We start from the raw sequence: 18,471 nt of genomic DNA, 5'->3' as shown, positions 1-18,471 counted from the left end.
GATCTAGGCTACGGCGATGCTGTAGGATGCCGATTCGGAGTGACCCGGGACGGGGGCGCCCCGGCGCGCCGGGCCGACACCGAATCGACGACCGGCTGCCCCGGGACCCGGACAGCACAGGACCCCGGAACCGGCGCAGGGGTCCCGGGGTCCGGTCAGGGGGCCGGGCCCGATGGGGCCCGCCCGCCGCAGCCGTCACACGCGCCGCAGCACTGCCACCACCTTGCCGAGGATCGTCGCGTCGTCGCCGGGGATCGGCTCGTAGGCCGAGTTGTGCGGGAGGAGCCAGACGTGGCCGTCCTCGCGCTTGAAGCGCTTGACGGTGGCCTCGCCCTCGAGCATGGCGGCCACGATGTCGCCGTTCTCGGCGACCGGCTGGCGGCGCACGGTCACCCAGTCGCCGTCACAGATCGCGGCCTCGATCATCGAGTCACCGACGACCTTGAGGACGAACAGCTCACCGTCACCGACCAGTTGGCGGGGGAGGGGGAAGACGTCCTCGACCGACTCCTCGGCGAGGATCGGGCCACCGGCGGCGATCCGGCCCACCAGCGGGACGTACGACGCGGCGGGCTTGCCCGCGGTGTCCGTGGGCTGCGCCGACGAGGACTGGTCGGAGCCGCGGACCTCGTACGCGCGCGGGCGGTGCGGGTCGCGGCGCAGGAAGCCCTTGCGCTCCAGTGCCATCAGTTGGTGTGCGACCGAGGATGTGCTGGACAGGCCCACGGCCTGGCCGATCTCGCGCATCGACGGCGGATAGCCTCGTCGCTGCACCGAGTCCCTGATGACCTCGATCACCCGGCGCTGCCGGTCCGTGAGCCCCGAGCTGTCCGCCCGGATACCGGGAGGTCGGCCCGGTAGGGAGCGCTTGTGTCCCTCGGGATTCGCGGCTTCGTTCATTGCATGCACCGGCTCGAGTCGGCCCTGGGAGCGATCCTGGGCAGTGATGGTGGCACTGTCTGCGGTGGTGGTCACGTCGGCCCCTCTCGATGGTCTCCCTGCTGGACAACGGTAGTTGCTTTCGAAAGGTTGCGCCAAACACACGTTCGAGTGAAAAAGTACAGATAGCCTGTCGCGATCATGCGTCTGGGTGTATGGCTAACGCGGCACCTGGCGGACAAAAGGGCTCATTGTTGTACTCTTCGCCGCCGGGGTGGTGACCTCGTGGGTTGTCGCCTCAGTCTGCCACCCGGTGTTCCGGCAGCAGGGGGCCGGTCCCGTTCTGTGCGGGAGCCCCACGCCTCCTCCGTGCCGCGCTCACGGTATCTCCGTAAGTGGCCTGGCGGTACGGCTGTGCGCCCGCGTGTTCGGGGTGACGGGGCGGTCGTATGGCACATGCCAATACGGGTGCGACACGCGCGTGCGGCGTGTTTGAGTGGGCCAATCACCACATCTAGTGGTTGGATTGCGGCAGCAGCCCAGAAGTTGTGGTCCCCCGGGTCTCCAGGGTCCCGGCCATCGCCTATGCTTGGGGCTGCTTCGAGAGGCCCAAGGGGTCTCGCGAGGCTATTGAGTCTGCTGCGAGGGAGGGTTGGAGACCATGCACTGCCCCTTCTGCAGGCACCCCGACAGCCGTGTCGTCGACAGCCGTACGACCGACGACGGCACGTCGATCCGCCGACGCCGCCAGTGCCCTGACTGCTCCCGTCGTTTCACGACCGTGGAGACGTGCTCGCTCATGGTGGTCAAGCGGTCCGGAGTCACCGAGCCTTTCAGTCGTACCAAGGTCATCAACGGTGTGCGCAAGGCATGCCAGGGACGGCCTGTCACCGAAGACGCACTCGCCCAGCTCGGCCAGCGGGTCGAAGAAGCGGTGCGGGCCACCGGAAGTGCCGAACTGACCACCCATGATGTCGGGCTGGCCATACTCGGCCCGTTGCAGGAGCTCGACCTCGTCGCCTATCTGCGATTCGCCTCCGTCTACCGGGCGTTCAACTCGCTCGAGGACTTCGAGGCCGCGATCGTGGAACTGCGGGAAGCGACCCCAGGCCCCGCCGCGGACGACGAAGACGCGGTATCGGGGAGCCAGGAAGACGACGGCGGGACCGGAGGGACTGTTCAGGTCCCCGTGCCCGCCCACTCCGCCGACTGACCGACGGGCCGGAACCGGGCGGAGACCCCGGGTCCGGCCGGGCGGCGGCGAACCAGGACTTGTTGCGGGGCCATGAGCTGTGGGCGCCCGCGACACCAGACAAACACTCTGCCACGGGAACATCGTGGCATTTCCGGGCGTTTTTGCCTGTAGAGGGAGGCGGCATGACAGAGACGGCGAGCGGTCCGGCACGAGGTTCCCGCGCGAAGGGCACCAAGGCCACCAAGGGACTGCGCATCGAGCGTATTCACACCACCCCCGGCGTGCATCCGTACGACGAGGTCGAGTGGGAGCGCCGTGACGTCGTCATGACCAACTGGCGCGACGGCTCGGTCAATTTCGAGCAGCGTGGCGTCGAGTTCCCCGCCGAGTGGGCGGTGAACGCGGTCAACATCGTCACCAGCAAGTACTTCCGCGGTGCCGTGGGCACCCCGCAGCGCGAGGTGAGCCTGAAGCAGCTCATCGACCGCATCGTGAAGACGTATCGGAAGGCCGGCGAGGACCACAAGTACTTCGCCTCGCCCGCCGACGCCGAGATCTTCGAGCACGAGCTGGCGTACGCCCTCCTGCACCAGGTCTTCAGCTTCAACAGCCCCGTCTGGTTCAACGTCGGGACCCCGCAGCCCCAGCAGGTCTCGGCCTGCTTCATCCTGGCCGTCGACGACTCCATGGAGTCGATCCTCGACTGGTACAAGGAAGAGGGCATGATCTTCAAGGGCGGTTCCGGCGCCGGCCTGAACCTGTCCCGCATCCGCTCCTCCAAGGAACTGCTCTCCTCCGGTGGCAACGCTTCCGGACCGGTCTCCTTCATGCGCGGCGCCGACGCCTCCGCCGGAACCATCAAGTCCGGCGGCGCCACCCGCCGCGCGGCCAAGATGGTCATCCTGGACGTCGACCACCCCGACATCGAGGACTTCATCCAGACCAAGGTCAAGGAAGAAGAGAAGATCCGCGCCCTGCGTGACGCGGGCTTCGACATGGACCTGGGCGGCGACGACATCACGTCGGTGCAGTACCAGAACGCCAACAACTCGGTCCGCGTGAACGACACGTTCATGAAGGCCGTGGAGAACGGCGACAAGTTCGGCCTGACGTCCCGCATGACCGGCGAGGTCATCGAGGAGGTCGACGCCAAGGAGCTCTTCCGCAAGATGGCCGAGGCCGCGTGGGCCTGCGCCGACCCGGGCATCCAGTACGACGACACCATCAACCAGTGGCACACGTGCCCGGAGTCCGGCCGTATCAACGGCTCGAACCCGTGCAGCGAGTACATGCACCTGGACAACACGTCGTGCAACCTCGCCTCGCTGAACCTGATGAAGTTCCTGAAGGACGACGGCAAGGGTCACCAGTCCTTCGAGGTCGAGCGCTTCGCCAAGGTTGTCGAGCTCGTCATCACCGCGATGGACATCTCCATCTGCTTCGCGGACTTCCCGACGCAGAAGATCGGCGAGAACACGCGCGCGTTCCGCCAGCTCGGCATCGGCTACGCCAACCTCGGCGCCCTGCTGATGGCGACCGGCCACGCCTACGACTCCGACGGTGGCCGTGCCCTCGCCGGTGCCATCACCTCCCTGATGACCGGCACGTCGTACAAGCGCTCCGCCGAACTCGCCGCAGTCGTCGGCCCGTACGACGGCTACGCCCGCAACGAGCAGCCGCACCTGCGCGTCATGAAGCAGCACGCCGACGCCAACGGCGTGGCCCCGCGCGCGGACGACCTGGACACGCCCATCTGGGCGGCGGCCACGGAGTCCTGGCAGGACGTGCTGCGCCTCGGCGAGAAGAACGGTTTCCGTAACTCGCAGGCGTCCGTCATCGCCCCGACCGGCACCATCGGTCTCGCGATGTCCTGCGACACCACGGGACTTGAGCCCGACCTCGCCCTGGTCAAGTTCAAGAAGCTGGTCGGCGGCGGCTCGATGCAGATCGTCAACGGCACCGTCCCGCAGGCCCTGCGCCGCATGGGCTACCAGGAGGAGCAGATCGAGGCGGTCGTCGCCCACATCGCCGAGAACGGCAATGTGATCGACGCCCCGGGCCTCAAGCCCGAGCACTACGAGGTGTTCGACTGCGCCATGGGCGAGCGTTCCATCTCCGCGATGGGCCACGTCCGCATGATGGCAGCCATCCAGCCCTGGATCTCCGGCGCGCTCTCCAAGACGGTCAACCTGCCGGAGACGGCGACCGTCGAGGACGTAGAAGAGGTCTACTTCGAGGCGTGGAAGATGGGCGTCAAGGCGCTCGCGATCTACCGCGACAACTGCAAGGTCGGCCAGCCCCTCTCCGCCAAGACCAAGGAGAAGGAGAAGGTCGAGGTCACCGCCAAGGCCGAGGAGACCATCCGTACCGCGGTCGAGAAGGTCGTCGAGTACCGCCCCGTCCGCAAGCGTCTCCCCAAGGGCCGCCCGGGCATCACGACCTCCTTCACGGTCGGCGGCGCCGAGGGCTACATGACCGCCAACTCCTACCCGGACGACGGTCTTGGCGAGGTCTTCCTGAAGATGTCCAAGCAGGGCTCCACCCTCGCGGGCATGATGGACGCCTTCTCGATCGCCGTCTCCGTGGGCCTGCAGTACGGCGTGCCCCTGGAGACGTACGTCTCCAAGTTCACGAACATGCGCTTCGAGCCGGCCGGCATGACGGACGACCCGGACGTGCGGATGGCGCAGTCGATCGTCGACTACATCTTCCGTCGCCTGGCGCTCGACTTCCTGCCCTTCGAGACGCGCTCCGCGCTCGGCATCCACTCCGCCGAGGAGCGTCAGCGTCACCTGGAGACCGGTTCGTACGAGCCGACGGACGACGAGGTCGACGTGGAGGGCTTGGCCCAGTCGGCGCCGCGCGCCCAGGAGTTGAAGGCAGTGGCCACGCCGAAGGCCGTGGTCGAGGCGGCCAAGCCCGCCCCGCAGCAGGCGCACACCAGCGCCGAGCTGGTGGAGATGCAGCTGGGCATCCAGGCCGACGCCCCGCTCTGCTTCTCCTGCGGTACGAAGATGCAGCGGGCCGGTTCCTGCTACATCTGCGAGGGGTGTGGCTCGACCAGCGGCTGCAGCTGATCAAGGGCATCTGCTTGAAGTGAACTAGCTGGTCAGGGCGGTGGAGCCGGTATTCGGGCGCCACCGCCCTCGGCATGTCCGGGCGCGAGGCGAATCCGGTTTCCCAGCGGAACGATCAGCGGTTAATCTCCCTCGACGCGCATAGCGTGCGCACAGGGGAGGGTGGGGGCATGGTCGACATTTCCGTCGAGCCTGAAAAAGGTATGAGGGCGGGGGCCCAGGCAGTCGCGGCGGTGGTAGTGGTCGGAGGTGTCGTAGGCGGCATGTGGGGACTTGGGGGAGTCCTGCCGAAGACGTCGCAGCAAGACAGCAAACCGGCGACCTGCTCGGCGAGCACGGACAAGAGCCTGCCGGCGAAGTACGTTTCGCCGGCTGAACTCTGCACGGCACTGAACCGCTCGGAGCTTCCGGCGCTCCTGGGCACTCCGGACGAGCACGCGGAGACCGCTGGAGGCAGCGCGGGCTGGATGACCCTGGCAGGCGGCACCAAGATCGCCAGCCCCGAGGCCGACGTCGACCTGAAGACCTACTCCGTGCGGTTGTCGGCGTCCTACGACGACATTCCCATCGCCGAGGCGGCCCGCTATGTGGACTCGACCTCGCAGCTGAAGGCGGTCCTGGGCCACCCGGCCGTTCTCTACTCGGACCGGACCATCGCCATCAGCTTCAACCTCGGCGGAGGCAAGGCCAGCACGGGCCCCGGGGGCGTCGCCCGCAGCCTGCTGGTCTCCACGAGCGCGAAGGACGGCGGCGACTCCTTCGAGATATCCATCTGGCGTCAGGACGACGTGCCGCCCGATGACGAGGCGCTGTTCCGCATCGCCGAGGAGGTGCTGCCGACGGTCCCCGGTTGGACCGCCGGCTGACGAGCCGTCCGCGACGGGCTCAGGGCTGCTGCGCCCTGCCCATCGTCCTGGTGAAGGTCGCGGGGTCGTCCTCGAAGCCCCGGATGCCGGGATGGAAGTCCCAGCTGCCGGAGTCGTCCCGGACGAACTCCCCGACCGTCGCCGCCGTCGCACCGAGGACGTCACCGAAGTCGTCCTCGGTGAGGACGGTGTACCCCTCGCGGATACGCAGCTTCGGGTTGAGGACGTTGACGAACGTGCGGTGGGCGACACGCTGTTGGATGACGACACCGACCACCACGCGCGCGTACCGGTCGGCGAGCCGGTCGAGCTCCAGCGTCATGACCTCGTCCCAGCCGAAGCCCTTGCCGTCCTTGCTGTCCCGGTTGAGATAGATGGTGCCGTCGGGCGAGCGGCTGTCGAAGTGCACCGCGTACGCGGGAGCGCCGTACAGGTCGCCCACCACATACGTGGTGGCAACGATGTCCAGATCGACGGGCGGCTGCCCAGTGGGACTCGGATCCCACTGGAGCCCGACTTCGGCCTTGCGGATCCCCTTGTTGAGGCCGTTCACCACAGTTCCCCTTCCCCGTTCGCCTCGATCGCGCGCCCCAACTACTGGGCGATCAGCGTTCGTTGTCCATCGTGCCACGCGCGCGGGGGCGCATGCGCCGACGATCTCAGCCGGAGCGTGACCGGCGCCACGCTCCGTGGCCTTACGATGGCGCGGTGCTGGTCAAGTGGATTCGCTGCACCGTGGTGGACCGCCGCGGCTTCGAGCGCGGGCAGCGAAAGTGGGCGGGGCTTCTGGGGGAGCCGGGATTTCGGGGACAGGGGGGAGGCTGGAGCAGAGCGCGGCCAGGGGTGGCACACATTTTCGCGTTCTGGGAAAGCCGTGCCTTCTACGACTCGTTCATGGCCCGATCCCACGACCGGCTGGCGTCGGCCCAGGCGGGCACCTTCAAAGACGCGCAGGTCAAGCTGTTCGATCACCGCTTCGACGTGAAGACCGGCTTCGAGCCGCGCTTCACCGACGCCGACCTGGTGCGGGTGGCCCTGTGCCGTGTCCACGAGGAGCGCGCCGAGCACTTCACGCTGATGCAGGAGAAGGTCTGGAACCCGGCGATGGCCGGTTCCCCCGGCATGCTCCGCGGGATGTTCGGCGAGGCCCCGGGGCACGAGTTCATGGTGCTGTCGATGTGGCACTCGGCCGCCGAGCACGGCAAGTACCGCACCGAGCGGGTCGAGCGGCTCGCCCTACGGGCCCAGATCGAGGCAGACATCGATTCCCTCACCGGGGACATCGTGCAACTCGAACCGTCCTGGACGGTTTGAAATCCGAACTGACGCCACCGGCGTCCCAATGTGTGAATCGTGCGCCCCTATGTGGCTCATCGGGCACAATTCGTGTGACCTACGCCGTATGGAGCCCGTACCAGTGCTCGATATGCCGTCACTCGATCTAGGGTTTCGGCATGGCACGACCACGGCGCATCGTCCTTGTCCGGCACGGCGAGTCAACGGGCAATGTTGATGACACTGTGTACGAGCGTGAGCCCGACCATTCCCTGGCGCTGACCGACCAGGGGTGGCGGCAGGCGGAGGAGACCGGAAAGCAGTTGCGGGAGGTGTTCGGCCGCGAGCGCATCAGCGTGTACGTCTCCCCGTACCGCCGTACGCACGAGACCTTCCGTGCCTTCCACCTCGACCCCGATCTCGTCCGCGTGCGGGAGGAACCCCGGTTGCGCGAGCAGGACTGGGGGAACTGGCAGGACCGAGACGACGTACGCCTCCAGAAGGCGTACCGGGACGCGTACGGGCACTTCTTCTACCGCTTCGCCCAGGGCGAGTCCGGCGCCGACGTCTACGACCGGGTGGGCGGCTTCCTGGAGAGCCTCTACCGCAGTTTCGAGGCACCCGACCACCCGACGAACGTGCTCCTGGTGACACACGGCCTGGCGATGCGGCTGTTCTGCATGCGCTGGTTCCACTGGACGGTCGCGGAGTTCGAGTCGCTGTCGAATCCGGGGAACGCCGAGATGCGAATGCTCGTTCTGGGAGACGACGGCAGGTATGCGCTGGACCGGCCGTTCGACAGCTGGCGAGACCCGGAGCCGTACGGGATCACCGGATAGAGTGGCCGACCGATGATCGCTGACTCCTCTTCCGACACTTCCGACCGGCGCTTGGACCGCGCCCTGGCCAGCTTGCGTGGACTCGCCGTGGGCGACGCGCTGGGCTCACAGTTCTTCGTCCCCGCGAACCACCCGCTGCTCAAGCGCCGCGAGCCGCCCCCGACTCCCTGGCAGTGGACGGACGACACAGAGATGGCCTGCTCCGTGGTCGCCGTCCTGGCGGCCCACCACCGCATCGACCAGGACGCCCTGGCGCATTCCTTCGCCGAACACCACGACTTCGACCGCGGCTACGGCCCCGCGGTCAACCGGCTGCTGCGCCTCGTCCGTGGAGGCGGCGACTGGCGCGAACTGTCCGCCGCGCTCTTCAACGGACAGGGATCGTGGGGCAACGGCGCGGCGATGCGAATCGCACCCCTGGGCGCCTGGTATGCCGACGACCCCGAGCAGGCCACCCACCAGGCGGAGATCTCGGCTTACCCCACGCACCAGCACCGTGAGGCCGTGGTCGGCGCCATGGCGGTTGCCGCGGCCGCCGCGCTGGCCGCGGCCCCCGGTGGTCCGCCCAGTGCCGAGGCACTCCTCGACGGCGTCATCGCACTCGTACCGAAGAGCGCTGTCGGCGCGGGCCTGCGGCGCGCCCGGGACATGCTCGACTACGCCGATGCGGGCACCGTCGCGGCCGTACTGGGCTGTGGACGGCGTACGTCCGCTCACGACACGGTCCCCTTCGCGCTCTGGTCGGCCGCGCGCGGCCTCGGCGACTACGAACGGGCGTTCTGGGCCACCGCGCAGGTCGGCGGGGATGTGGACACCACCTGCGCCATCGTGGGCGGCGTGATCGCCGGCGGGAAGGCGGGGACACCGCCCGCCGAGTGGCTGGAGCGGACGGAGGCGCTGCCGGGCTGGGTTCCGACGTCCGTCTGACGTCCTCACCTCTCACCCGGGCAGCGCCGCCCGCGCCCGTCGGAAACTCTCTGTGTCCGTCGGGAACTCTCCGTGACCGCCCACCCGTTGTCGTGGCAGTCGCTGTGCGTCATATGAGTCCGCACAGACAGGGAACGACAGTTGGGGGTGTGGTCATGAGGTTTTCGCTCGTGCCGGTAGGCCGGGCCCCGACCTGGCTCGGCCGGTCAGCCGACCCCCGCACCCGCCGTGCCCGCGAGGGCGTCGAGGTCACTCTTGCGGACCCGGATCACCAACCATGCGGTGACCAGGGCGAGTACGGCCATCGCGGCGGCCGGGACGAAGGCCGTCGAGATGCCGTGCGCGAGCACCTCGTGCCCCCACGGCGCGGGCAGCTGGTGCGTCTTGGAGAACGCCGCCTTCTGTTCCGGCGATCCGTCGGCCAGGAACTTCGGCAGCTGCTTCTTCGCCTCATTCCTGCCGGCCGAGCCGAACACTGTGGTCAGGATGGACAGACCGAGCGAACCGCCGACCTGCTGCATGGCGTTGAGCAGCGCGGAGGCCGCGCCCGCCTCGTGCTGGGCGACACCGGAGACTGCGGTCACCGTCAGCGTCACGAAGTTCAGGCCCATCCCGAAGCCGAACACGAGCATCGGGCCGAGCACTCCGCCGACGTACGAACTGTCCGAGCTGATAAGGGTCTGCCAGGCAAGCCCGATCACCGCGAGCGTCGAGCCCATGAGCATGAAGGGCCGTGGCCCGAGCACCGGCAGGAACCGCTGGGACAGCCCCGCGCCGGCCGCGATCACGACCGTCACCGGCAGGAAGGCGAGACCCGCCTGGATCGGGCTGTACCCCAGCACGTTCTGCACGAAGAGCACGATGTAGAAGAACATGCCGAACATCGCGGCGGCCAGGCTCAGCATGATCACGTATGTGCCCGAGCGATTGCGGTCGGCGAACATCCTGAGCGGAGTGATCGGCTCCTTGGCCCGGGACTCGGTGACCACGAAGGCCAGCAGCAGGACGATCGCCGCGGCGAAGGAGCCGATGGTCAGGCTGTCGCGCCACCCCTTGTCCGCCGCGCGGATGAAGCCGTAGACGAGGGACGCCATGCCCGCTGTCGAGGTCAGCGCGCCCGCGATGTCGAAGCGGCCGGTGTGCCGTTCCGACTCGTTGATGTACAGCGGTGTGAGCACGGCGATCAGTACGCCGATCGGCAGGTTGACGAAGAACACCCAGCGCCAGTCGAGCCACTCGGTGAGCATGCCGCCCGCGAGCAGGCCGATCGCGCCGCCGCCCGCCGAGACCGCGGCGAAGACTCCGAACGCCCTGTTCCGCTCCGGGCCTTCGGGGAACGTGGTGGTGATGAGCGCCAGCGAGGTGGGCGACGCGATCGCGCCACCCACGCCCTGCAGGACGCGCGAGGCGAGCAATTGCCAGGGTTCCTGGGCGAAGCCGCCGAGCAGCGAAGCGAAGGTGAAGAGCAGGATGCCGGTGGTGAACACCCGCCGCCGGCCGAGGATGTCGCCGGCCCGGCCGCCGAGAAGCAGCAGGCCGCCGAAGGTGAGCGTGTAGGCGCTGACGACCCAGGTGAGGTCGGTGGTGCTGAAACTGAGTGCGGCTTGAATGTGCGGGAGAGCGATGTTCACAATCGTCGCGTCGAGTACCACCATGAGTTGGCAGGCCGCGATGACGGCGAGCGCGATGCCGGGATGCCCCTCCCGACGGGCCGCTCCTGGCTTTGGGTGCTGGATCAACTGAGAGGTTGTCACTATGGGTCCCCCACAAGTGTGTTAGTGAACGCTTGCGTTCACTGCCGCGTCAACGGTAGTGAGTCCCCAAGAGTGAACGCAAGCGTTCACTTAACTCGCCTTCGTGTGGCGCGTCCCCGTCGCTGCCGCGTGACGCATCCCCGATCCCCGGAATCCCCCATTCCACTGCTCGCTGGAGACACTCAGATGGTTACTTCGGGCTGGACGGCCGCCCCCGCTCAGACGGCCTCCCTCCGACGTCGCGGCGCCGTGCTCGAACGCGCGATCCTGGACGCCGCGTTGGAGCAACTCGGTACGGTCGGATGGAACGCCCTCACGATGGAAGGCGTCGCCGCCGGTGCCCAGACGGGCAAGGCCGCGGTCTACCGGCGCTGGTCCTCCAAGGAAGACCTCGTCGCGGACGCGCTGCAGGCGGGGCTGCCGCGCCTGAACGAGGCGCCCGACCTCGGGAACGTGCGTGAGGACCTGCTGGCGTTGTGCGTGCAGGCGCGCGACGCGATGTACTCGCGCCCCGGGTACGCCTTGCGCTCGGTGATTCACGAATGCGACACCGCGCAGGCCGAGCGCTTCCATGGCGTGATCTTCGAAGGGGTCGTGGAACCGACGATCCGACTGCTCAGGGAGGTGATCAACCGTGGAATAGAGCGGGGTGAGGTCCGCTCCGACGCCTCCAACGGCTATGTCCTGGACGCCATCCCGGCGATGATGATGTACCGCTCGAAGATGTGCGGCAGTGAATGGGGCGACCGCGACATCGAGGAAATGATCGACCAGTTGATGCTTCCGCTGCTCCGGCCCGGCGGTGCGTGAAGCGGGATCGGAGCGGTCTTGGAGGGGCCTGGGGAAACCCGGGTGTCGCAGAGGGTTCCGGGCGGCGTAGTCTGAGGACGCCATGCCGTACGAACCACCCACTCATACCGTCGAGCGCTCACTCCGCGCCACGACCGGGGCCAAGGTCATTGCCGGCGTCGACGAGGTGGGGCGCGGTGCGTGGGCCGGCCCCGTCACCGTCTGCGCGGCGGTCACCGGACTGCGCCGACCCCCCGAAGGCCTCACCGACTCCAAGCTCATCGCGGTCAGACGACGCACCGAACTCGCCGAAGAACTCCGCACGTGGGTCTCGGCGTACGCCCTGGGGCACGCCTCCCACGAAGAGATCGACGACCTGGGGATGACGGCCGCGCTCCGGCTCGCCGCAGTGCGCGCCCTGGAGGCCTTGCCCGTTCGCCCCGACGCGGTCATTCTCGACGGGAAGCACGATTACCTCGGGGACCCCTGGCGGGTCCGTACGGTGATCAAGGGCGACCAGTCGTGCGTGGCGGTCGCGGCCGCTTCGGTGATCGCCAAGGTTCAGCGCGACAAAATGATGGCCGAACTGGGCATCGACCATGCAGACTTCGCTTTCGCGGCCAACGCCGGGTATCCCTCACCCGTGCACAAGGCCGCGCTGGAGGAGCGGGGCCCCACCCCGTACCACCGGTTGTCGTGGGCGTATCTTGATGCGCTGCCCCAGTGGCGGCACCTCAAGAAGGCCCGCAGCTGGGCGGAGGGACACGTTCCGAAGATCGAGGGCCAACTCGGCTTCGACTTCTGACCTTCCGCTCGCACTCATGTGCCACCCGCTGCCGCAAACCGCACCAGCGTTTGATAAAAATCAGCTCATGCCTCTCATTCCCGAGGAGCCTCAGATTCACGAGAGTGCCCAGGGTCCCCGCGCCACTCCGGCCAGCGGCCGCGTCGCGCCGACCCCCCGCCCTGTACCCGGTCCCCGCCCCGCGGCTCCGTCGCGTCCCGGTCGTCCCGGCCCCCTGCGGCCCACGGCGCCGGCGCAACGTACGCCGCACGACGTGGCCGTGGCCAAGCCCGGACCCTCGGGTCCGGCTGTCCCCGCCTCCTCCGACACCGCTGTGGCGACCCCGCAGATCCAGGTGATCCCGGCCTCGGCCGAGGGCGCGCTGGACGCTGCCGAGGAAGCCGTAGACCTGCTTCTGGAGTCGGGGCGTGCCCCCGGTGACGTGCTGGTGATCACCACCGGCGAGCCGCACCCGTGGGCCGCCCACGAACTGTCCTTCGGCGAAGCCTCCTACTGGGCGCAGCACGACGCGCGCGACGACGTCTTCTACGCGGACGCCGCCGTCGCGGGCCGGGCGGCGTCCCGTCCCGTCGTCGTGGTCGCCGTCAACGGAGGCGCAGCCGCCGTTGCCACCACCGCCCTGCCCCTGGCCCTCGGCCGGGCCGGCACCCTGCTGATCGTCTGCGGCGACCCGCAGCAGATCAACTCGGTGCTGGGCGCGGGCGTCTGAGCCCTTCCGGGAACTCCCGGAAGGCTTTCGGAGGGCGACGGCGGTCAGGTGAACGCCGTCGCGGCGGTCTGTGCACGGTGACGCATTCGGCGTGCGCGGATTTCTGGTGCGGCCGGTGAAGTGCGCCCTCTGCGGCTGTGCTGCTGTCTCGCGCGCTGTGACCGGAGTGCGGCATTTCCCGCATGAAGCGCCTCGGACTCCGCGGCGGTGGGCCGTACGGTCCGGGCGCGGAGCCCGGACCGGGATTCAGCGGGCGGCGGCGCGGCGCAGGACCTCCGAGGCGGCGCCGCCGGTGCGGGGCAGCAGGGGCGGTACCTCGGACATGGCGAAAGGTTCCGGCGCGGAGTCCGCGCTGGGCCGACGGCCGCCACGCCCCTCGCCGAGCACCTGCCAGCCGTCACGGGTCAGCGTGATGTAGGCCCCGCAGCGCAGCCCGTGCAGGGTGCAGGCGTCGCGCAGCCCCCACATCCACGCGCCGTCCTCCTCCGTCCAACGAGCGTCGCCCTCACGGCAGTAGAGCAGCACGGCCGTACGCACCGGAGTGCGGCGGCGCAGATCGTGCGGGATGACGCGGCGCAGCTGCGCGAGCAGTGCGTTGCGGAACATCCAGCCGTCGGCCGGGGCGGACCGCCGGACGAACGAGGCGCTCGCGAGCAGCCGTTCGTCCGGGTCGAGGACGGCGACGATCGCGGTCGCCGGTCTCGGGCGATGCCGGGAGTGCAGCCCGCTGACGACCTCGCGGGGATTGCGCAGCAACGGGATTCCGGCGGCGGCCCATTCGGAGGGCTCGAGCAGACGGGCCAGGGGGTTGGCGGAAGCGGCGGACAGGTCGGCAGACGTCGACATGGATGCCGCGGAGGACGGAGCGAATCCGAAGGTCACGGTCCTCCCTTCGGCTACGCGCCCACACTACGGGCGGGGTCGGATTCGGGGGAGCGCACACCGCAGCAGAGCCCTACCGGATCACGGACGAGCCGTGCGGGGAGCGGACTCCAATTCTTCCTGTCGAACTTGGATGCGGCAACGAGCAAATGGGGCCACAGACCCTTATCTGACGGACTGTGGCTTATATCCCTACCCAATGCGTCTCCCGGCGACGCCTGGGACGTTCGCGCACGACACTTTCGTACGCCATCGATGTACGGGAGGTCCAGAGGGAGCCGGTCGGACCGGGTGCGGGACCGGGTTCCGCGCGCTGCGTCACGGCGGGGGATTGGGCCGTTGTCAGTGGCGTGCGGTTGCATGGGGGCATGAGCAACCAGGAGCTGCGTGCCGAAGCCGACGCCATCCTCGCCGAGCTGGTCGGTGATCCGAGCGGTACGGCGCGGCTGCGCGAGGACCAGTGGCAGGCGGTGGCGGCTCTGGTGGAGGAGCGCCGGCGCGCGCTGGTGGTGCAGCGCACCGGCTGGGGCAAGTCGGCGGTGTACTTCGTCGCCACCGCTCTGCTGCGCCGGCGCGGCTCCGGGCCCACGGTGATCATCTCGCCGCTGCTGGCGCTGATGCGCAACCAGGTCGAGTCGGCGGCGCGGGCCGGTATCCGGGCGCACACCATCAACTCGGCCAACCCGGAGGAGTGGGACGACATCTACGGAGAGGTCGAACGGGGCGAGACCGACGTGCTCCTGGTGAGCCCGGAGCGGCTGAATTCCGTGGACTTCCGCGACCAGGTGCTGCCCAAGCTCGCGGCCACGACCGGCCTCCTGGTGGTCGACGAGGCGCACTGCATCTCCGACTGGGGACACGACTTCCGCCCCGACTACCGCAGGCTGCGGGCGATGCTGGCCGAACTGCCCGCCGGCGTACCGGTGCTGGCCACCACGGCGACCGCCAACGCGCGCGTGACGGCGGATGTGGCCGAGCAGTTGGGCACGGGCGCCGGTGAGGCCCTGGTGCTCCGCGGTCCGCTGGAGAGGGAGAGCCTGCGGCTGGGAGTGGTCCAACTGCCGGACGCCGCGCACCGTTTGGCGTGGCTCGCCGAGCACCTGGACGAGCTGACCGGCTCGGGGATCATCTACACGCTCACCGTGGCCGCCGCCGAGGAAGCCACCGCCTTCCTGCGCCAACGCGGCTTCAAGGTGGCCTCGTACACCGGGAAGACGGAGAACGCCGACCGGCTGCAGGCCGAGATCGACCTCCAGGAGAACCGGGTCAAGGCCCTGGTCGCCACCTCGGCACTGGGCATGGGCTACGACAAGCCGGACCTGGGCTTCGTGGTCCACCTCGGCTCGCCCTCCTCGCCGATCGCCTACTACCAGCAGGTAGGCCGTGCGGGTCGCGGTGTGGCCCACGCAGATGTGCTGCTCCTGCCGGGCCGGGAGGACGAGGCCATCTGGCGCTACTTCGCCGATACGGCCTTCCCGCCCGAGACGCAGGTCCGGCAGACCCTCTCGGCCCTCGCCGACGCGGGACGGCCACTGTCCGTGCCGGCCCTGGAGACGGCGGTCGACCTACGGCGCGGCCGGCTGGAGACGATGCTGAAGGTTCTGGACGTCGACGGGGCGGTCAAGCGCGTGAAGGGCGGCTGGGCTGCCACGGGCGCGGAGTGGGTGTACGACGCCGAGCGGTACACGTGGGTGGCCAAGCAGCGGGCGGCCGAGCAGCAGGCCATGCGCGACTACGTGAGTACGTCCCAGTGCCGGATGGAGTTCCTGCGCCGGCAACTGGACGACGAAGGGGCGGTGCCCTGCGGCCGGTGCGACAACTGCGCGGGTGCCTGGATCGATTCCTCGGTCTCGGCGGAGACGTTGACGGGGGCGACGAAGGAACTGGACCGCCCGGGTGTGGAAGTCGAGCCGCGCCGGATGTGGCCGACCGGGATGCCCGCGCTTGGCGTCGACCTCAAGGGGCGCATCCCGGCCAAGGACCAGTGCTCCACCGGGCGTGCCCTGGGACGGCTCTCGGACATCGGCTGGGGCAACCGACTGCGCCCGCTGCTGGCCGAGAACGCGCCCGATGCTCCGGTCCCCGACGACGTCCTGAAGGCCGCGGTGGCGGTCCTGGCCGACTGGGCGCGCTCTCCGGGCGGTTGGGCACCGAATGTCGCGGACGCCGCAACTCGACCTGTGGGGGTCGTGGCCGTGCCGTCCCTGGCCCGCCCGCAACTGGTCGGTTCCCTCGCCCAGGGCATCGCGACCATCGGCCGCCTCCCCCTCCTGGGCACCCTGACGTACACCGGACCGGACGGCACGCACGCGGCACGCCGCAGCAACTCCGCCCAGCGTCTCAGGGCACTGTCCGACGCCTTCGCCGTCTCGGGTGAACTGGCTGATGCTCTGGCCGCCTCTCCCGGTCCCGTCCTGCTCGTGGACGACTACACCGACTCGGGCTGGACTCTCGCGGTCGCCGCCCGACTGCTCCGCCGGGCAGGCAGCGAGGGGGTTCTTCCGCTGGTCCTGGCTGCGGCGGGCTGAGGTTTCGTCTTCGAGACCCTTGTCGTCGGCCTGCGGTCGGGGTGACGGCGGCCTGCGGGTGCGGTGATTCCGGCTGGGCAGGGGCGGGGTTCGGTGGAAACGGAGTCGCCTCGGCCGGGGCGAGCTTTGGTGGCGGCGACTGAATCGCCTCGGTCGCACCTCCCCGCGGGGCGATCACGCCATCGCCGATGGCGGTCCGGATATCCCGGTCGGGCGGGCCGACTTGGCCCTGCCGAACCCCATGTGGCGTGTCCCTGACCGGACTTATCCACAGGCTCAAGCGGAATGCCGCGATCCGCGAGATCGTCGACGCATGACGAACCACAGCGAAACGACCGGATCCGCCGAAAACGGCGACATCGACCCCACCGCGTACGACCGACACGGCGCCGAGCACCAAGTCACCCTGCGCTCGCCCGCCGAGCTCGCCGACGCCCTGCCCTATCTGCTCGGGTACCGCCCCGAGGACAGCATCGTCCTCGTCGCCCTGCACGATCGGGGCGGCCGGGGCCGGTTCGGCGGCAGGGCCCGGCTCGGCATTCCCGCGGGCGCGGACGACTGGGCGTCCGTGGCACGGCAGTTGGCCCACGGCCTGGTGACGGGCAGCGAGCGCAGGGGGACCCGGCCCGAGCAGATGATCGCCTACGTCTGTCAGGAACCGGCGCCGGGAGAGTCGGGGCGCCAGGTCATGGAACGCCTGCTCCCGCTCGTGCAGAAGCTGCGCACCGAGTGCGGTCGGCTCGACGTGACCGTGATCGAGGCGCTCTGCATCTCGGACGGCCGCTTCTGGTCGTACTGCTGCCCGATCGAGGGATGTTGCCCGGTCGACGGAACCCCGATGGGCCTGCCCGGCACCTCCGTACTGGCCGCGGCGGCGACCTACGCGGGACTCCAAGTGCGCGGCACGCTACGGGAGTTGCGGACCAGGCTGCTGCCCTGGGAGACGGCGGCCGCGCTTCAGCAGGAAGTCGCCCTGGACGCCGCCGGTATGACCCTGGTTCCCAGGATCCTCGACGACGCCAGCCGAGCGGACGTGGCGCACGAGACCCTGGACCTGGCCCAGCGGATCATGAGGCGATTCGCCGCGACACCGCACGTGTCCGGTGCCCTCCACTCGGACTTTCGCGACGACGCACTGCTCGCCCACGACGAAGCCGCCACGCTGATCCTCGGCCTCCAGGACCGCACGACCCGCGACCGTGCCGCCGAATGGATGGAGGGCGACGACGCGGCACCGGCCCTGCGCCTCTGGCGCGCACTGGCCCGCCGCTGCGTCGGACCGTACGGCGAACACGCAGCGGCTCCGCTCACACTCGCCGGCTGGGTCGCATGGTCGACCGGCGACGACCTGGAGGCCAGGGAAGCCCTGGCCATGGCCCTCGGCGCGGACCCCGACTACCTGTTCGCCCGCCTCCTGCACCAGGCATGCAACGAGGGCTTGGACCCGGAGTCGATCCGACGCTGCCTGCGCGCGGAGCGGGTGGGGCGGGCAGGGGTGGCGGACGTCGGAGAGGCGGCGGGAGTTGGCGGGGTGGCGGGAGTTGAAGAGATGGCGCGCGCTGGAGGGGTGACGGGAGCCGGAAGGGCGGCGGAAGCCGGAGAGGCGACGGGAGTTGGAGGAGCGGCGGAAGCCGGAGAGGTGATGGGCGCTGGAGGGGTAGCGGGCGCTGGGAAGGTGGCGGGAGCCGGAGGGACGGCGGGAACTCGAGATCTGGCAGGAGTTGGAGGGGTAGCGGGCGCTGGGAAGGTGGCGGGAGTTGGAGGGGTAGCGGGCGCTGGGAAGGTGGCGGGAGCTGGAGGGGTAGCGGGCGCTGGGAAGGTGGCGGGAGCTGGAGGGGCGGCGGGAACTGGAGATCTGGCAGGAGCTGGAGGGGTAGCGGGCGCTGGGAAGCTGGCGGTAGCTGCAGGCGCGGCGGGCCCAGGAGATCTAGCGGGAGCAGGAAGGG

The 18,471-nt window shown here is 69.3% G+C and carries 15 protein-coding genes; 11 read left to right on the top strand and 4 right to left on the bottom strand.

Annotated elements, in window-relative coordinates; all coding sequences use genetic code 11:
• Nucleotides 1-195 precede the first annotated feature (195 nt).
• The gene (lexA, locus tag ACFWP5_RS45895) at nt 196-975 is read right to left on the bottom strand and encodes a transcriptional repressor LexA (protein WP_043677921.1); all 780 of its coding nucleotides are present in this window, start codon (nt 973-975) and stop codon (nt 196-198) included.
• A gap of 565 nt (nt 976-1,540) precedes the next feature.
• Here lexA and nrdR point away from each other — a divergent pair.
• From nrdR to ACFWP5_RS45880, 3 genes are all read left to right on the top strand, one after another.
• A complete protein-coding gene (gene nrdR, locus ACFWP5_RS45890) occupies nt 1,541-2,092 on the top strand; it encodes a transcriptional regulator NrdR (protein ID WP_363101491.1) in 552 nt (183 codons plus the stop codon).
• Between the two features lie 164 nt (nt 2,093-2,256).
• The gene (locus tag ACFWP5_RS45885) at nt 2,257-5,151 is read left to right on the top strand and encodes a vitamin B12-dependent ribonucleotide reductase (RefSeq protein WP_384171133.1); all 2,895 of its coding nucleotides are present in this window, start codon (nt 2,257-2,259) and stop codon (nt 5,149-5,151) included.
• A 170-nt stretch (nt 5,152-5,321) separates the two neighbouring features.
• Complete coding sequence (locus ACFWP5_RS45880) at nt 5,322-6,017, top strand: DUF6215 domain-containing protein (protein ID WP_384171130.1); 696 nt, start codon at nt 5,322-5,324, stop codon at nt 6,015-6,017.
• A 19-nt stretch (nt 6,018-6,036) separates the two neighbouring features.
• On the opposite strand, the gene ACFWP5_RS45875 is transcribed toward ACFWP5_RS45880, so the two are convergent.
• On the bottom strand, nt 6,037-6,570 hold the full coding sequence (locus tag ACFWP5_RS45875; protein ID WP_384171127.1) for a TerD family protein: 534 nt from the start codon (nt 6,568-6,570) through the stop codon (nt 6,037-6,039).
• A gap of 155 nt (nt 6,571-6,725) precedes the next feature.
• Between ACFWP5_RS45875 and ACFWP5_RS45870 the strand changes: the two genes are divergently transcribed.
• From ACFWP5_RS45870 to ACFWP5_RS45860, 3 genes are all read left to right on the top strand, one after another.
• A complete protein-coding gene (locus tag ACFWP5_RS45870) occupies nt 6,726-7,331 on the top strand; it encodes a YdbC family protein (RefSeq protein ID WP_384171124.1) in 606 nt (201 codons plus the stop codon).
• 140 nt (nt 7,332-7,471) lie between these two features.
• Entirely contained in the window at nt 7,472-8,131 is a 660-nt protein-coding gene (locus ACFWP5_RS45865) for a histidine phosphatase family protein (protein WP_384171121.1), read from the top strand.
• A gap of 12 nt (nt 8,132-8,143) precedes the next feature.
• Entirely contained in the window at nt 8,144-9,058 is a 915-nt protein-coding gene (locus ACFWP5_RS45860) for an ADP-ribosylglycohydrolase family protein (protein ID WP_384171118.1), read from the top strand.
• Nucleotides 9,059-9,264: 206 nt separating this feature from the next.
• On the opposite strand, the gene ACFWP5_RS45855 is transcribed toward ACFWP5_RS45860, so the two are convergent.
• Nucleotides 9,265-10,812 carry an MFS transporter gene (locus ACFWP5_RS45855; protein ID WP_384171115.1) on the bottom strand — a complete coding sequence of 516 codons (1,548 nt, stop codon included), beginning with the start codon at nt 10,810-10,812 and terminating at the stop codon, nt 9,265-9,267.
• A gap of 186 nt (nt 10,813-10,998) precedes the next feature.
• Here ACFWP5_RS45855 and ACFWP5_RS45850 point away from each other — a divergent pair, with 186 nt between their 5' ends.
• The 3 genes from ACFWP5_RS45850 to ACFWP5_RS45840 all read left to right on the top strand — a co-directional run bounded on the left by ACFWP5_RS45850 (nt 10,999) and on the right by ACFWP5_RS45840 (nt 13,115).
• Nucleotides 10,999-11,622, top strand: coding sequence for a TetR/AcrR family transcriptional regulator (locus tag ACFWP5_RS45850; RefSeq protein WP_384171112.1), 624 nt, complete (start codon nt 10,999-11,001; stop codon nt 11,620-11,622).
• Nucleotides 11,623-11,704: 82 nt separating this feature from the next.
• Nucleotides 11,705-12,406: a ribonuclease HII gene (locus ACFWP5_RS45845; RefSeq protein ID WP_384171109.1), complete on the top strand. Its 702-nt coding sequence runs from the start codon at nt 11,705-11,707 to the stop codon at nt 12,404-12,406.
• Nucleotides 12,407-12,473: 67 nt separating this feature from the next.
• The gene (locus ACFWP5_RS45840) at nt 12,474-13,115 is read left to right on the top strand and encodes a hypothetical protein (protein ID WP_384171106.1); all 642 of its coding nucleotides are present in this window, start codon (nt 12,474-12,476) and stop codon (nt 13,113-13,115) included.
• A gap of 246 nt (nt 13,116-13,361) precedes the next feature.
• Here ACFWP5_RS45840 and ACFWP5_RS45835 read toward each other — a convergent pair whose 3' ends face one another.
• Entirely contained in the window at nt 13,362-13,997 is a 636-nt protein-coding gene (locus tag ACFWP5_RS45835; RefSeq protein ID WP_384171104.1) for a hypothetical protein, read from the bottom strand.
• A 368-nt stretch (nt 13,998-14,365) separates the two neighbouring features.
• Between ACFWP5_RS45835 and ACFWP5_RS45830 the strand changes: the two genes are divergently transcribed.
• On the top strand, nt 14,366-16,525 hold the full coding sequence (locus ACFWP5_RS45830; protein WP_384171101.1) for a RecQ family ATP-dependent DNA helicase: 2,160 nt from the start codon (nt 14,366-14,368) through the stop codon (nt 16,523-16,525).
• 313 nt (nt 16,526-16,838) lie between these two features.
• Nucleotides 16,839-18,471, top strand: a 1,633-nt coding sequence (locus ACFWP5_RS45825) for a DUF4192 domain-containing protein (RefSeq protein ID WP_384171098.1), incomplete at its 3' end; no start/stop codon positions are given.

This window comes from Streptomyces sp. NPDC058469 (assembly GCF_042721125.1).
Taxonomy (GTDB): Bacteria; Actinomycetota; Actinomycetes; order Streptomycetales; family Streptomycetaceae; genus Streptomyces.
This window is presented reverse-complemented; position numbering and strand designations above follow the sequence as displayed.

Bases quoted from the DNA above. Each gene is read 5' to 3' on its own strand.
- nrdR (WP_363101491.1), top strand. From the start codon at position 1,541: ATGCACTGCCCCTTCTGCAGGCACCCCGACAGCCGTGTCGTCGACAGC.
- ACFWP5_RS45885 (WP_384171133.1), top strand. From the start codon at position 2,257: ATGACAGAGACGGCGAGCGGTCCGGCACGAGGTTCCCGCGCGAAGGGC.
- ACFWP5_RS45880 (WP_384171130.1), top strand. From the start codon at position 5,322: ATGGTCGACATTTCCGTCGAGCCTGAAAAAGGTATGAGGGCGGGGGCC.
- ACFWP5_RS45865 (WP_384171121.1), top strand. From the start codon at position 7,472: ATGGCACGACCACGGCGCATCGTCCTTGTCCGGCACGGCGAGTCAACG.
- ACFWP5_RS45860 (WP_384171118.1), top strand. From the start codon at position 8,144: ATGATCGCTGACTCCTCTTCCGACACTTCCGACCGGCGCTTGGACCGC.
- ACFWP5_RS45850 (WP_384171112.1), top strand. From the start codon at position 10,999: ATGGTTACTTCGGGCTGGACGGCCGCCCCCGCTCAGACGGCCTCCCTC.
- ACFWP5_RS45845 (WP_384171109.1), top strand. From the start codon at position 11,705: ATGCCGTACGAACCACCCACTCATACCGTCGAGCGCTCACTCCGCGCC.
- ACFWP5_RS45840 (WP_384171106.1), top strand. From the start codon at position 12,474: ATGCCTCTCATTCCCGAGGAGCCTCAGATTCACGAGAGTGCCCAGGGT.
- ACFWP5_RS45830 (WP_384171101.1), top strand. From the start codon at position 14,366: ATGAGCAACCAGGAGCTGCGTGCCGAAGCCGACGCCATCCTCGCCGAG.